Origin of the sequence: Paralcaligenes ureilyticus, assembly GCF_004346225.1 — a bacterium.
GTDB classification, from domain to species: domain Bacteria; phylum Pseudomonadota; class Gammaproteobacteria; order Burkholderiales; family Burkholderiaceae_B; genus Paralcaligenes; species Paralcaligenes ureilyticus.
This window is the reverse complement of sequence record NZ_SMAJ01000030.1, coordinates 1-14,349: the sequence shown is the minus strand read 5'-3', so window position 1 is coordinate 14,349 and position 14,349 is coordinate 1. Positions and strand designations below refer to the sequence as shown.

The following is a 14,349-nucleotide window of genomic DNA, read 5'->3' as shown; positions in this document are numbered from 1 at the left end:
AGCACCTTTTAGTGTCCCACTAAAAGGTGCTTGAAAAAACCAGATAAAAAACCAAACAAAACCGCTTAAAGAAACTATACAAGCGCAGCCTCGCGTGCGAGGCGTAGCGAGTTTGGCCCGACGCCCGCCTGGACGAGGCAGATCCGGATCAAGCACGCCGTGCCGGCCACGCCCCGGCCCCCATAGACGGCGTCTTCAGATACCCAAACGTCCCGACAAGATTCCGCCGTAATAGGCTGAAAGCTTCTTATTTTCTTTTCAAGAAACTTACGACCTCATACCATTTCGCTGGAAATAGTAATGTCCCGTTTATCGATCCACTCCTTGTACGTTTCCTTCAGATAAACCAGGCTAGGCTCGTTCATATGGGTATCAAACGCTTCGTTATCTGCGTACGCCTCCACCAAAAAGGCCTTGTTGGCGGAATCTTTTGGAAGCAGCACATCAAATTGAAGACATCCCTTCTCCCGACTTAAAGTGCGCTTCGCATGTCCATGGATAAGGTTAAGAAACTTCGCTCGATGTTCCGGCTTAATGGTGAACTCGACAATAACCATAATTTTCATTTGCACAATACCTTTCTAAGAAAATTTGACAATACCAAGGCAGAACACTGGCCTCGCAATCCCGGTAAAGGGACGGCACATGCCCTCTCTTTACCGCCTTGCCGGACAATGAGGGCCGGACGGAAGCGAATCACTCTACGGAATGCTCAGCAAATCCTGTACTGTTCTTGCGGTCGCCAACAGCAAATCATCCGAGCCCGCAGCCCCGCAAAGTTGAAGCCCAACGGGCAAGGCCGAACCAAGGTGATGAACCGGCAATGAAATTCCACATTGATTGAACAGGTTTGCCGGCCGGGTATTTTGTGTGGCAAGCCGGTTCCAGGCGGATACCTGTTCCACTGTGCTGAATTCGGCGGTTGGCCTGGGCACCATAGGCACCGTAGGTGAAATCAAGGCGTCGACGCCTGCCAACCGCTGTGCCACAAGCTTCTCCAGCACTTTCTTGCGGGCTGTTAGCCGGACATACTCGTCGGCTCGCATCTCAAATGCTTGTTCGATTCGGGAAGCCGCAACGGGATCGAGCAAATCCCACTGCCGGCCAAGACGCTCACGCCCAAGGAAAGCAAGCAACTCCGCCGGAACGAGGCCTGCAAACACCGCGTCTATTTCAGCCGCTTCCGGCATCGGCACCCCGATGATGCGAGCGCCCGCCTTACGCAACCGTGCAATTGCCTCGGCAAAGCATTCGGCAACCTCCGTGTCGAGGTTCTCCATGAAATGATCTCGTGGAAGGGCCAACGTAATTGCATGGGCCTGCGGGGGATTTCGCATCGGCCCGCGACGCAGGGCCGCCTCGACGAAAGCCGCATCATGGGCGTCCGCGGTAAAGATTCCGATGCTGTCCATCTGGGGCGACAGCGGAAAAATTCCGTCCAATTCCCAACGATCGGACGTGAACTTGAACCCTGTGACACCACAGAGCGCCGCCGGCCAGCGCACCGACCCGCCCGTGTCCCCGCCAACCGTGAAACCAGCCAGGGATGCGGCCATCGCAACCGCCGACCCGTGGCTCGAGCCGCCAGTCATTCGCGGTACCTCCGAGTCGCACGGATTCCGAGGCAGCGGATGAGTAAGGTTGAAGCCTCCCAGGCAAAACTCGGTCGTTGTCGTCTTGCCGAGCAAGACACAACCCGCTTGCAGCAACGACGTGATGAAATGACCCTGGGGAGCGACGAGATCCTCGACCTGGACGCGACTGCCCGCACGCGTAGGAGTGCCATCGACACTGAAGATATCCTTGACGGCAACAGGTACTCCCATCAGCGGGCCGAGATCCACCCGCGACTCCCATAGTTTGTCGATCGCCTCGGCCTGGATGAGCGCACGTTGCGAATCCAAATGGGTAAAGGCCCTCAGCCCCGGTTCAAGCGCGTCGATCCGTGCCAACATCGCGTGGGCGGTTTCCACCGCCGTTACCGCGCCGGATCGGAAATCGACGCCGAAATCAGCGAGCGTCTTTGCCGACAAGGGTGAATCCAGAAGCTTCATCAGTTACTCCGTTGCCATAGCCGCGCGCCCAAGGCTCCATTGCCGGCCTGGTACCGCATTGAGTAGTTCCTTGGTATAGGCATGCTGAGGATCCGAATAGATTTGATCGACAGCCCCCATTTCGACAATTTCCCCGTAACGCATCACGGCCACGGAATCACAGACCTGGCTCGCCACGCGCAAGTCATGTGTGATGAAAAGCACCGTCAACCCGAGGCGCTCCCGAATATCCGACAGCAGACGCAACACCTGGTCTTGTACTGAAACGTCAAGGGCCGAAACGGGCTCGTCGGCAACCAGAATATCGGGCTCGAGCGCAAGCGCCCGGGCAAGCCCCACACGTTGCCGCTGCCCCCCGGAAAACTCGTGAGGAAAGCGCTCGGCGGCACGCTTGTCCAGGCCAACCAGCTCCAACAGCTCCACCATGCGAGCCCACGCGACATCTCGTCCCACACCGTGAACCATGGGGCCCTCCGCAATCAGCTGACCCACCGTGCGCCGTGGATTAAGCGAACCATAGGGATCCTGAAACACCATTTGAATGCGACGCCGCATCGATCGAAGTTTCAGGCCTGAAAGACTTGCGATGTCAACCTCGTCGACTCTGATCTCTCCTTCATCCGCCTGTAAAAGACGGATCACACATCGAGCAAGTGTGGATTTTCCCGATCCTGATTCCCCCACAATGCCAAGCGTCTCTCCACGACGAATGGCAAAATTGACGGACTTCAACGCATGGACTTGCCTGGCCTTGCTACCAAGCAGGCCACCGCCCGAACGGAATATCTTGCTCACCCCGTTCACCCGCAACACAGTCGGCGCCCCATCGAAGTTTCGTCGCGCTGCGGGAACGATGCTTGGCACTGCAGCCAATAACGCGCGGGTGTAGGGATCTTTCGGAGATTCGAGAATCGCTTCGGCCAAGCCGTGCTCGACCACTTTGCCGTGCCGCATGACCATAATCCGGTCGGCAATTTCTGCCACCACACCGAAGTCATGCGTAATAAACATCACGCCCATGCGCCGCTTCGCTTGGACCTCTCGTATGAGAGCCAGGATTTGGGCTTGTGTCGTCACATCCAATGCCGTCGTGGGCTCATCGGCGATCAGGATGTCGGGCTCAAGCACAAGAGCCATCGCAATCATCGCCCGCTGACGCTGACCACCCGATAGCTGATGAGGGTAGGCGTCCAGGACACGGGCCGGATCCGGCAAGTTGACCGCTGTCAGCATCTCCAACACGCGGGCCCGGCGAACGGCGCGATCTTCCTGCGTGTGGACCTTCATTACTTCGTCGATCTGCTGCCCGATTTTTATAACCGGGTTCAAGGCGGTCATCGGCTCCTGGAAAATCATCGCGATGCGGTTCCCGCGCAATTCACGCAGCCTCTCGGGACTTGCAGTCAGCAAATCTTCCCCATTGAACAAAATTCGGCCGGCGCTCGGTTGAACATGGCGCGATGGAAATAGGCCAAGCACGGAGCGCGACATAACCGACTTGCCGGAGCCCGACTCGCCGACAATGCATAGTATTTCATCACGCGATAACGTTAGATCGACACCTTGAACCGCATGGCGCCTATCTGCCTGCGCAGGAAGATCGACGGTCAACCCGTCAATACGCAACAGGGCCTCAACCGGCGGTGACGCTGCCAAAGGGTCCAAATTCGACAATCTCGCGGCCTTGTTCATAGAGTCCTCAAGCGCGGATTAAGCGCATCATTCAAACCGTCGCCGACAAGATTAATGGCCATCACCGTCAACATGATGGCTATTCCAGGAAACGCACACACCCACCATGCCGTCCGCAAAACAGATCGGCCGGATCCAATAATGAAACCCCAACTCATCGTGTTTGCATCGGACAGCCCAAGAAAAGACAAACCCGACTCGGTAAGAATCGCCGTGGCAACCATCAACGAACCCGTCACAATGATCGAGGACAGCGTGTTCGGCAGAATATGCACAAAGATGATGCGAGCATGCCCCATACCCATCGAAACACACGCCTGGGTGAACTCCCGATTGCGCATCGTGATGAATTCACCGCGCACAAGCCGAGCCATGGGCGGCCACGACACAATGGCCACCGCCATCACCACACTTTGAATCGTCGGTGTCAATACAGCCACCAACAGGATTGCGAACAGGAAAAATGGAATCGTCTGGAACATCTCGGTTAACCGCATTAACACCGCATCGATGTTGCCGCCGAAGTAACCAGCCAGGCCACCCACGCTAACCCCGACAAAAGTTGCAATCAAGGTCGCAACCAAGCCAATCAACAGTGTCGTCCTGGCGCCGTAAAGCACACCGGCCAGGACATCCCGGCCAAGCATGTCGGTGCCAAACAAGTACTCACCTCCGGGGGCCTGAAAAGGCTTGCCGACCAGCGCGAAGGGGTTGGTCGGATAAAGCGTCGGCGCAAACATCGCCGCTCCGAGCACCGCCATTAGCAACAACAACCCAACCACGGCCGGCCGATGACGGAAAAATCGCCTGAGCATGTCGTTCATACATTCACCGTAGTTCGATTCTGGGATCAAGCATCGAGTAGACGAGATCCACAATCAGATTGACCGCCACGACCAAACAGGCTGAGACGAAGAAAATGCCCAACAAAAGATTCAAATCGCGAGCGAAGAGGGACTCATACGCCAGCAGGCCAAGCCCAGGCCACGCAAATACTGTCTCGACGACGACCGACCCGCCCAATACCGCACCCGCCTGTACGCCTGCCATCGTGACGACGGGAAGCAACGCATTGCGCATCACATGCCGCCTCGCAATCTGCCGCTCGGTCAGTCCTTTTGCTCGTGCAGTCACGACGTAATCCATTGACGATTGCTCCAGCACCGACGCTCGCATCAGGCGCGCATATAGCGCAAGATAAAACATGGTCAATGTCAGCACAGGCAAAATCAGATGATGAGCGATGTCGAGAATACGTGCTGTCCCTACATGAAACGCCGTAACCTGCTCCATCCCGCTTACCGGAAACCACCCAAGCTTGACTGAGAACAGGACAATCAGCATCAAACCCGCCCAAAATACCGGCGTCGCATACGCCAGGATCGACGCCGTCGATATCAAGTTATCCTTCCAGCTATTCAGATTGCGTGCGGCGATGCTGCCGGCCAGGGCTCCCGCCCCCACAGCGATAATAAAAACCGGCACCATCAAGATAAGAGTTGGCCACAAGCGCGACATAATCAAATCCGTCACCGGCATCCCATATCGATGTGAAAAACCCAGGTCGAAACTCAACATCTGCTTTAAATACACGAGCAGTTGAATGTACTTGGGTTGATCCAGACCAAAATTCTGCCGTAACTGAGCCATGTACTCTGGTGTGGCAGAACCGGCCTCTCCGGCCAGAACATCGGCTGCATCACCCGGCGCCAACTGAAGCAGCGCAAAGTTCAGACAAACAATGAAGAGGATCGTAGGCGCCGCATGCGCGACGCGGCGAAGGCCATATAGGACGCCCGGATGCATTATTTAGCCAACCATGCTTGATCGAACGATGAATACAAACCTAGCGGGCTGACAAGAAAATTATGGAGCTTCTTGTTGTAGACCGTCGTGAAGTCAAGTTCAAGCATGAAGGCAACCGGGCTTGCCTCAACGACTTTCTTCTGAAACTCATGGTAGAGAGCTGCCCGTTTTTCCGGATTAACCTCGACCGCCGCCTGAGTCATCAGTTCGTCGGTCTCCTTGGAGCTCCAACGGCTGTCATTGACGAACACCGTGCCGGGCTTGATCATGTTCGAGTGAAACAGTCTATGGACCCCGATGGCCGGATCCGCTAGCGTTTGAATCCACCCGCTATTCAACTGAAAATCATAGTTGGTGTAGATACGCCGCAACCACGTCGGTACATCTTCATAACGCAATGTCACTTTGATGCCCAGCTTTCCGAGCTGCTGCTGTACGTATTCCCCAAACCGGCGCCACTCATCTCCATAAGGAGTCAGATCGTGAACGATCTCGAAACGTACTCCGTTCGCGCCACGCGGCTTACCGGCCTCGTCCAGTAATTTATTGGCGATCTCGATGCGATTCGGAACGTCGTAATTCATGACGTCGGCCGTATACAAGCCGTTAGCCTTGAAATTGGAACTGATCGGCCCGGTAGAGGGGCGGCCGAATCCAAACCAGATATTATCGAGAACAAATTTTCGATCGATTGCGTACGCTACCGCCTGCCGTACCTTCACGTTATCGAAAGGAGGCTTCGTCGTGTTGAAATCAAGCATGATGAGCGGCGACTGCATCTCGTAACCTTTGGAGGTCACGCCCAGATGCGGCAGCGTCTTTAAACGCTTCACGTCGACGGGCAGTACGGCGCTGAAGCCGGCAATCTGCGCCTCCCCAGTCTCCAGGGTCGCGGCACGGGTGCCACCGTCGGCAATGAACCTGGCAACGATACGATCAAGGTGCGGCAACCCGGCCTTGTGATAATCCTTGTTCCGATCCAGACGAATGACCTGCCCGCGCTGCCATTCGACAAATTTGAATGGGCCGGTGCCTACAGGCGTATTGGCGCGGGGATGATTGGTGATATTTCCATTGCCGTACACATGTTTTGGCAGCATGGGCGATTCGTACGACGACATCGCCATCAACATGTAAGGTGCTGGTTCGCTCAGTTCGAAAATAGCGGTGAGCGGATCAGGAGTCTTGACATCGGTAACCGCGCGAAAGGTGTTTACACCTCGTGGATGGACCTTTTTCAAGACGTCAAGGATGCTGAATTTCACGTCTTCGCTGGTGAAGGGTTTGCCATCGTGAAACTTCACCCCTTCCTGGAGCGAGAAAGTCACTGTCTTGCCATCTGGACTAACAGCCCATGATTTGGCGAGCCCGGGAATCGGCTTGAGATTGAAGTCGTATTCGAGCAACCCCTCGAATATCTTTGAAGCGACCTGGCCAACCGGCCCGGCGGTACTCTGGTAAGAGGCCAAAGTGGGTGGCTCGGGCTGCACGACCATGATCAGGGTGCCGCCCTTTTCCGCGGCCCCCTGAGCACATGCGCTACCGATACCAACGAAGGCTAATGTCCCGCTTAGCGCCGCAGTCAAAAGGCGCCGTCTCACAAAATTAAAATGCTTCACAGTCCTGCTCCAGATAGTGACTTCAGTTATGTTGGGAATTCTTCCACCCGTACATACGGCCCCACCAAGAGTTGGACTTACTACCCGTCCACATGACTTGACTTGGTGCATTGCGAGGCGGTTCGATACAACTGCTTTGGACTACGCAGGAATGATATCCCACAAAATATTGGAATGGATTATTCTATTTATTAGTATTTTCCCTTACAGATAACTGACAAACACTCATCAAATGGTGAGGTTTTGCCAACAATGCGGGCACGCCAAAAGAGCCCACCACCTACCAACACGCATGGGAAATGGTGACGCTGGAGCCACCGGTGCCAGCCGATCACCTGGTTCGTAAAATTGATGTGGCGATCGGTCCGGCGAGGCTGGACGCGGGGTACTTTATGCCCGCAGTGCGCCAGGGTCGTGCGGCGTGGCGCGGCCCCGGTCAGCTACCGGCTGTTTCCGCCTTGCAGGCGCTGGCCAGCACACTGTCGAAAAGTACCTGACAGCCAGCGGCAAGATCCTCCGGTGTCGCACTTTCTATTTCGTTATGGCTAATGCCGCCCGCACAAGGCACGAAGATCATGCCGGTCGGAACAATGCGCGACAGCGCCACAGCATCGTGCGCTGCACCGCTGACGATATCCATGCTGGAGTACCCACGCCGCTCCGCACTCAATCGAACTTTGTCAATGCACTCGGCATTGAATGGCGCGGCAGGCTGTTCAAGCACCTTGCGCATATCCAAAATCAAAGAGTTCTCCGCCACAGCGACATCGATGGCTTGTTTGAATTTTTGTTCCATAATCGCCCGAATATCATCATCGGGGTGCCTGATCTCCGCCGTCATATAAACGGACCCCGGGATTACATTGGGGCTATTGGGTGCGGCCTGGATTCGGCCCACCGTTGCGCAGCCAGGGGGAAACTCACGGCCGATGCGGTTCAACTCCATGACGATTGCCGCCGCACCCAGCAAGGCATCGCTACGCAGATTCATGGGTGTGGTTCCGGCATGCGAGGGTCGCCCCTTTAACGTCAACTGAAACCAACACTGCCCCTGAGCTCCGGAAACAATGCCTATGGTCTTGTCCATGGCTTCGAGTATGGGTCCCTGCTCGATATGCGCTTCAAAATAAGCCGCCGGAGGTCCGTGCGGGTCAGGCACACCCCGCACACCGATACGCGTCAATTCCTGGCCTACGCTTTTACCTTCTTCATCCTGTACCGCCAGAGCCTGCTCAAGGCCGAGCAAACCGGCGTAGACGGAGGACCCCATCATCGACGGCGCAAATCTCGCCCCTTCTTCGTTGGTCCATGCGACCACTTCGACAGGGCAAGCGGTGGCTATATCGCCTTCATGCAGAGACCGCAATACTTCCAATCCAGCCATTACACCGTACGCTCCGTCGAACTTTCCTCCCGTCGGCTGGCTGTCGATATGGCTACCCATCATAATGGCGGGCAATGTGTCATCGCGCCCGGAGCGTCGCGCAAATAAATTACCTATAGGGTCGGTTCGCATGCTGCACCCCACTTCCCGACACCAGCTGGAAAACAAGTCCCTCGCCTCTTTATCCAAATCAGTAAGCGCCTGCCGGTTGACGCCGCCTCCCGGTGTGGCGCCAATACGCGCCAACTCCATCAAACTGCGCCACAGACGGTCCCCATCGATGAGTGTCGTAGTCGACATTGCCCCGCTCCATATTTGCCTTGACATTGCCTCTATCTCTGCAAAGACAATCCAGGCGTTGATAACGTCACTTCCAGAGCCTGACGCTTTGGCTCATTTTTAAACATCCGCGGCGATCTTTATCTCGGCGCCTAGTGCGGACGCATTTCATCAACGTGTTCAAAAGCAATCGGGAATTGTAGCGTGCCCGAACAGCCTCATTTGGTCAAACGGTATACGGCATGGGACGTGTTGGTATTTGAAGACGCCGTCCATGGGGGCAGGGGCAGGGGCTGGGCCTGCAGCCTGCATCTGTTGCGTTGTCCGCAGCCTACCTCCATCATGTTGCCCGTGAATCTCACTCGACCCAACACCCCTCGCCCTGCGGCGTCTTAGCAGAACGATCCCACCCTAAACGGCGCAAAAAAAGCGACGCGAAACGCGTTCAGTTCCGTAAACACGTCAATCGAAAATGCTCTAGCCCGCGCGCACCGCGCTTTCAACCAGATGCTGGACCATCCGGCGCGCCGCCGGCTGCAGGGCGTTGATGTCCTGATAACACACCGCGAAGCGGCGTTCCGCCCACGCATCGGCCAGCGGAATGACCTTGACTCCCAGCAAGTTCGTGTAAGGCCCGCCAACCTCCAACGGAACGACACTAATGGCCAGATTGGCCGCAACGACCCGGAATGCCGCATCGAAGTTGGATACGACGACCCGGTAGGACAGGCGGCGCCCCATGCGCGCGGCGAATTGCCGCAGCATGGTATGCACAGCCGTCGAAGGCGGAAGGCCGACATGCTCGTAGTCCAGCGTCTGCTCGAACCGTAAAGACTCTTCCCGCGCCAAGGGATGCTGCGGATGAACCGCCAGCGCCAGGCGGTCTTCACGATACGGCTGGTGCTGCAGCCCTTCGAAGTCCTGATTGTCCCAGCACACGCCCAGCGACGCCATGCCGTCGCGCACCTGCCTGACCAGATCGCGCGACAGACGCTCTTCGACATCCACCTTGATATTCCGGTTGTCCGGATCGCGCATGAAGGACGCGATATCGTCGAACAACGACTCCGCCACGGCCGAGGCGGACGCGATCAACCTGACATGGCCCACACCGCCACCCGCGAAGGCGGCGGCATCGTTGGCAATCCGGTCCATGGTGAATAGCACGCTGCGGGCATGCTCAAGCACAGCCACGCCCACCGGCGTCGGTTGCACGCCGCGGCGGGAACGCAGCAATAAAGGCGTACCCAGATCGACCTCGAGTTGCGCGATGCGTTTGCTGATCGCGGACGGTTCAATGTGCTCCTGCTGGGCCGCACGCGCCATGTTCTGCAGGTCGCATACCGCCACAAAGATTCGCAGCGTTTTAATGTCAATGTCCCGCATCGCGCCATCCCCCTGGTTAACATTCCATTTCGGAACGTTAACTGTTCTAAATCGCCACTTTACAACACTTACGGAAAGTCTAAAGTTCAGCTGTAGCCAGTAGCAGACTGGCCCCAAGGTAGAGACAATTGACGACAAAATTTCCTGCAAGTGTGGTCGTACGCGAGGTTGGGCTGCGCGACGGCCTGCAAAGCATTCAGACCATCCTCCCGACAGATTGCAAGCGGGAGTGGATCCGCGCGGCGTACGAAGCGGGGCAGCGAGAAATCGAAGTAGGTTCCTTTGTGCCGCCCCGTTTGCTGCCGCAATTGGCCGACACGGCTGACCTGGTCCGTTTCGCGAAAACCTTGCCGGACCTGTTCGTCTCGGTCCTGGTGCCGAATCTGAAAGGGGCCGAACGCGCCATCGCCGCCCAGGCCGATCTGATGCTGGTGCCGCTGTCTGCGAGCCATGCCCATAGCCTGGCCAACTTGCGCAAGACGCCCGACGAGGTCGTGGCTGAAGTCGCCCGCATTCGCGCCGTACGCGACGCCGCGGGTTCCAGGACGCTTATCGAAGGCGGCATCGGCACAGCTTTTGGCTGCACGCTGCAAGGCGCGGTCGAACCCGCCGAAGTGCTGCGCTGCATGCAGGCGCTGCTCGATGCCGGAGCCGATCGCGTCAGCATCGCCGATACGGTCGGCTACGCCAACCCGGCGGCCGTGCGGGACTTGTTCGGCCAAGCGCGCAAAATAGCCGGTGAAAAATTCTGCTGCGGCCACTTCCACGACACGCGGGGCCTGGCCCTGGCCAATATCTACGCTGCGATGGAAACCGGCGTGGCCCGCTTTGACGCGACCCTGGCCGGCATCGGCGGGTGCCCCTACGCGCCAGGCGCAAGCGGCAACGCCGCCAGCGAAGACCTGGTGTTCATGCTTGGCGGCATGGGTATTGCCACGGGCATCGACATCAACCGCCTGCTGGCTTTGCGCGCACGCCTTGCGGGCTGGCTGGCGACCGAAACACTGCACGGCACGCTATGGCGCGCCGGACTTCCAAAAACCTATTCGACCGCCGTTCCCACGCCCCTTGCGGCGCACACATCATGAGCCAATCAACGACCGGACTGCCGCTCGATGGCGTGCGGATCATCGAATTCACCCATATGATCATGGGCCCGACCTGCGGAATGATCCTGGCCGATCTGGGCGCCGAAGTCATCAAGATCGAGCCTCCCGGAGGCGACAAGACACGCAGGCTGCCCGGCCTGGGCATCGGCTTTTTTCGCAGCTTCAACCGAAACAAAAAAAGCGTCGTGCTCGACATCCATACGCCGGACGGACTCGCCACAGCACTCCAGTTGATCGGCCAATGCGACGTCATGCTGGAAAACTTCCGCCCCGGGATGATGGCCTCGCTCGGGCTGGATTATGCAACGCTTTCCAAGCACTTCCCCAAACTGATCTACGTCTCCCACAAGGGTTTCCTGCCCGGCCCCTACGAAAACCGCCTGGCGCTGGATGAAGTCGTGCAGATGATGGGCGGACTGTCCTACATGACCGGCCCTCCGGGGCGTCCGCTGCGCGCCGGCACCTCGGTCAACGACATCATGGGCGGCATGTTCGGCGCCATCGGCGTGTTCGCCGCACTGCGCGAACGCGACCGCACCGGCCTGGGCCAGGAAGTGCAAAGCGCGCTGTTCGAGAACTGCGTCTTTCTCGCCGCCCAGCATATGCAGCAGTTCTCGATGACGGGCGAACCGCCCCCGCCTATGCCCTCGCGCGTGTCGGCGTGGAGCGTGTACGACGTCTTTACCCTGGCCGACAACCAGCAGCTTTTCATCGGAGCGGTCAGCGACAAGCAATTCACAACCCTGTGCCGCGTCATCGGAGCGCCCGGGCTGGCCGACGAGCCGGCCCTCTCGACCAACGCGAAGCGCGTTGCGGTACGACCCGAATTGATCAGACGTTTAGGCGAGATTCTGCGCGACCATCGGGCCGACGAATTGTCGGTCAAACTAGAGGCCGCCGGCATTCCCTACGCGCCGATCGTGCGGCCTGAACAACTGATCGACGACCCGCATCTGCGCGCCAGCGGCGGCGTCGTGCCCATGCAGACCGACGAAGGAGGCATGACCGACGTCGTGCTATTGCCTTTGGTTCTTGGCGGACGCCGGCCCGGCGTGCGCCAGCCGCTGGCGCGAGTCGGCGAACATACTCAGGAAATCCTGGCGCGACTCACACAACCTTTATCAAATTGAATAACCACTACATACCCATGAACAAGACTGCCAATAGAGCAGACCGAAACACGGGCCGGGGTGAGGAGCCAAAGGCTTCGCACCCGTTTGCATCCGAGGAGACTATATGAACTCAAACACCGCAGCGACGGCAGCCGCCGTCTCATCACGTCAATCCGCAGGCGATTTGTCGCGTCTGCTTACCGCCCGCATGGATCGTCTTCCGACGACCCGATATTTGTGGGTGCTCGTGCTTCTTATTTCGTTGGGCGGATTTTTCGAAATCTACGACCTGATCTTCATGGGCTATATCGCCCCCGGGATGGCCAAAAGCGGCATCCTCGCCACGACGACGGCTACTTTCTTCGCCTTCAAGGGGTTCGGCGCATTCGTTGCCGCCACCTTTGCCGGCCTGTTCGTCGGCACCTTCGGCCTGGGTTTTCTCGCCGACCGTTACGGCCGGCGCAAAGTATTCACCTACTCCCTGCTGTGGTACTCCGTCTGCTCGGCCATCATGGCGTTCCAGACCTCGGCCGAAGGCCTGCTTTTCTGGCGCTTCATTACCGGCATCGGCATCGGCGTTGAAATCATCACCATCGACACCTACATCACCGAGCTTGTGCCCCAGCAAATGCGAGGCCGCGCCATGGGCTTCAATCAGGCGATCATGTTCGTGGCCGCTCCGGTCGCGGCGATATTGTCTTACTGGCTTATTCCAAATGCCCCCTTCGGACTCGACGGCTGGCGCTGGGTGGTTCTGATCGGCTCACTCGGCGCGCTTGCCGTCTGGGTCATCCGCCGCCCCGTACCGGAATCCCCACGCTGGCTGGCACGGGTCGGGCGCAACGCCGATGCCGAGCGCATCGTGCAAAAAATCGAATCACGGGTTGCTGCGCAATATGGCAAGGCGCTGCCCGCGCCAATGCCGATTACCGCCGTCAAACCGGCCACCGCCGCATTCAGCCAAGTCTGGCTACCTCCCTTCCGTTCACGGCTGATCATGCTGGTCGTGTTCAATTTTTTCCAGGCTATCGGCTACTACGGCTTTGCCAATTGGGTGCCGACCTTGCTCATTGGCCAAGGCATCACGGTAACCAAGAGCCTGCTGTATTCGTCCATCATCGCCATTGCCTTGCCCCTCGGCCCGCTCATTGCTAGCACTTTCGCAGATAAAATCCAGCGCAAATGGATTATCGTCGGCTCGGCGCTTGCCGTCATCGTCTTCGGCCTGCTGTTCTCGAAGATGACGAACCCCTTGCCCTTGATCGTGTTCGGCGTACTTATCAGCCTTTCGGGGCAGTTCATCTCGGTGAGCTACCACACCTATCAGTCGGAACTGTTTCCGACCAGCGTACGCTGCAGGGCCAGCGGGATGGTGTATTCGGCCAGCCGCGTCGGCGCCATGCTGTCGGGCTTTCTCATCGCCTACCTGCTGCACAACTTCGGCGTCACGGGTGTGTTCGCCGGCATCATCGGCTGCATGCTCGCCATCGTCGTCTCCATCGGCGTGTTCGGACCGAAAACAACGGGTTTAAGCCTCGACGAGATCTCGCCGTAATGGGGGGAAACTACCTATTCTTGTTTGAATAAAACAGGCCCAATGTAGTGGCAGCCCTTGTGGCTGCCATCGTCGCGGCCAAGCAATCATAATTAAAACAGAATCTTCAATCCCCGCGGCATGGGCGGTTAAGGTGGGGCAGGCTCCGACGTGCCCGGTCCTGGCTTCGCCATGACTCCCCGCACGGATGGACTGCTTCGGGGCGGGCGCCGAACTCCCAAGGCGGTCAGTCCCCCGGGCTATTCGCAAGCGTCTTGGTCAAACTGCTGTGGTCTAATTTTGGAGGACACTTTTGAAGTGAATCATTATTAATTTATAAGGTGATTCCATGACAAAGAAACAAGAACCGGGCC

The 14,349-nt window shown here is 57.7% G+C and carries 11 protein-coding genes; 3 read left to right on the top strand and 8 right to left on the bottom strand.

Going from position 1 to position 14,349, the window contains the following annotated elements; genetic code table 11:
* Positions 1-275: 275 nt before the first annotated feature.
* From EDC26_RS19820 to EDC26_RS19785, 8 genes are all read right to left on the bottom strand, one after another.
* Positions 276-566, bottom strand: coding sequence for a putative quinol monooxygenase (locus EDC26_RS19820; protein WP_132586412.1), 291 nt, complete (start codon positions 564-566; stop codon positions 276-278).
* A gap of 135 nt (positions 567-701) precedes the next feature.
* A complete protein-coding gene (locus EDC26_RS19815; protein ID WP_132586409.1) occupies positions 702-2,054 on the bottom strand; it encodes an amidase in 1,353 nt (450 codons plus the stop codon).
* A gap of 3 nt (positions 2,055-2,057) precedes the next feature.
* On the bottom strand, positions 2,058-3,746 hold the full coding sequence (locus tag EDC26_RS19810; protein ID WP_132586406.1) for an ABC transporter ATP-binding protein: 1,689 nt from the start codon (positions 3,744-3,746) through the stop codon (positions 2,058-2,060).
* Entirely contained in the window at positions 3,743-4,570 is an 828-nt protein-coding gene (locus tag EDC26_RS19805) for an ABC transporter permease (protein ID WP_132586403.1), read from the bottom strand. The genes EDC26_RS19810 and EDC26_RS19805 overlap by 4 nt, the downstream gene beginning before the upstream one ends.
* A 4-nt stretch (positions 4,571-4,574) precedes the next feature.
* Positions 4,575-5,552: an ABC transporter permease gene (locus EDC26_RS19800; RefSeq protein WP_132586400.1), complete on the bottom strand. Its 978-nt coding sequence runs from the start codon at positions 5,550-5,552 to the stop codon at positions 4,575-4,577.
* Complete coding sequence (locus EDC26_RS19795; RefSeq protein ID WP_165931078.1) at positions 5,552-7,171, bottom strand: ABC transporter substrate-binding protein; 1,620 nt, start codon at positions 7,169-7,171, stop codon at positions 5,552-5,554. Before EDC26_RS19795 ends, EDC26_RS19800 begins: the two co-directional genes overlap by 1 nt.
* Before the next feature lie 436 nt (positions 7,172-7,607).
* Positions 7,608-8,855 (bottom strand): Zn-dependent hydrolase, encoded by a 1,248-nt coding sequence (locus tag EDC26_RS19790; RefSeq protein WP_132586394.1) that lies wholly within the window; start codon positions 8,853-8,855, stop codon positions 7,608-7,610.
* A gap of 456 nt (positions 8,856-9,311) precedes the next feature.
* Positions 9,312-10,220, bottom strand: coding sequence for a LysR family transcriptional regulator (locus EDC26_RS19785; RefSeq protein ID WP_132586391.1), 909 nt, complete (start codon positions 10,218-10,220; stop codon positions 9,312-9,314).
* A 128-nt stretch (positions 10,221-10,348) separates the two neighbouring features.
* Between EDC26_RS19785 and EDC26_RS19780 the strand changes: the two genes are divergently transcribed.
* The 3 genes from EDC26_RS19780 (at position 10,349) to EDC26_RS19770 (ending at position 13,996) form a co-directional block, all read left to right on the top strand.
* The gene (locus tag EDC26_RS19780) at positions 10,349-11,308 is read left to right on the top strand and encodes a hydroxymethylglutaryl-CoA lyase (RefSeq protein WP_132586388.1); all 960 of its coding nucleotides are present in this window, start codon (positions 10,349-10,351) and stop codon (positions 11,306-11,308) included.
* Positions 11,305-12,459: a CaiB/BaiF CoA transferase family protein gene (locus EDC26_RS19775; protein ID WP_132586385.1), complete on the top strand. Its 1,155-nt coding sequence runs from the start codon at positions 11,305-11,307 to the stop codon at positions 12,457-12,459. The genes EDC26_RS19780 and EDC26_RS19775 overlap by 4 nt, the downstream gene beginning before the upstream one ends.
* 106 nt (positions 12,460-12,565) lie before the next feature.
* Positions 12,566-13,996, top strand: coding sequence for an MFS transporter (locus tag EDC26_RS19770; protein WP_132586382.1), 1,431 nt, complete (start codon positions 12,566-12,568; stop codon positions 13,994-13,996).
* Positions 13,997-14,349: the final 353 nt, after the last annotated feature.

Excerpts from the sequence above, each read along its gene's own strand:
- EDC26_RS19820 (WP_132586412.1), bottom strand. The coding sequence starts at position 566 with ATGAAAATTATGGTTATTGTCGAGTTCACCATTAAGCCGGAACATCGA.
- EDC26_RS19815 (WP_132586409.1), bottom strand. The coding sequence starts at position 2,054 with ATGAAGCTTCTGGATTCACCCTTGTCGGCAAAGACGCTCGCTGATTTC.
- EDC26_RS19810 (WP_132586406.1), bottom strand. The coding sequence starts at position 3,746 with ATGAACAAGGCCGCGAGATTGTCGAATTTGGACCCTTTGGCAGCGTCA.
- EDC26_RS19805 (WP_132586403.1), bottom strand. The coding sequence starts at position 4,570 with ATGAACGACATGCTCAGGCGATTTTTCCGTCATCGGCCGGCCGTGGTT.
- EDC26_RS19800 (WP_132586400.1), bottom strand. The coding sequence starts at position 5,552 with ATGCATCCGGGCGTCCTATATGGCCTTCGCCGCGTCGCGCATGCGGCG.
- EDC26_RS19790 (WP_132586394.1), bottom strand. The coding sequence starts at position 8,855 with ATGTCGACTACGACACTCATCGATGGGGACCGTCTGTGGCGCAGTTTG.
- EDC26_RS19785 (WP_132586391.1), bottom strand. The coding sequence starts at position 10,220 with ATGCGGGACATTGACATTAAAACGCTGCGAATCTTTGTGGCGGTATGC.
- EDC26_RS19775 (WP_132586385.1), top strand. The coding sequence starts at position 11,305 with ATGAGCCAATCAACGACCGGACTGCCGCTCGATGGCGTGCGGATCATC.
- EDC26_RS19770 (WP_132586382.1), top strand. The coding sequence starts at position 12,566 with ATGAACTCAAACACCGCAGCGACGGCAGCCGCCGTCTCATCACGTCAA.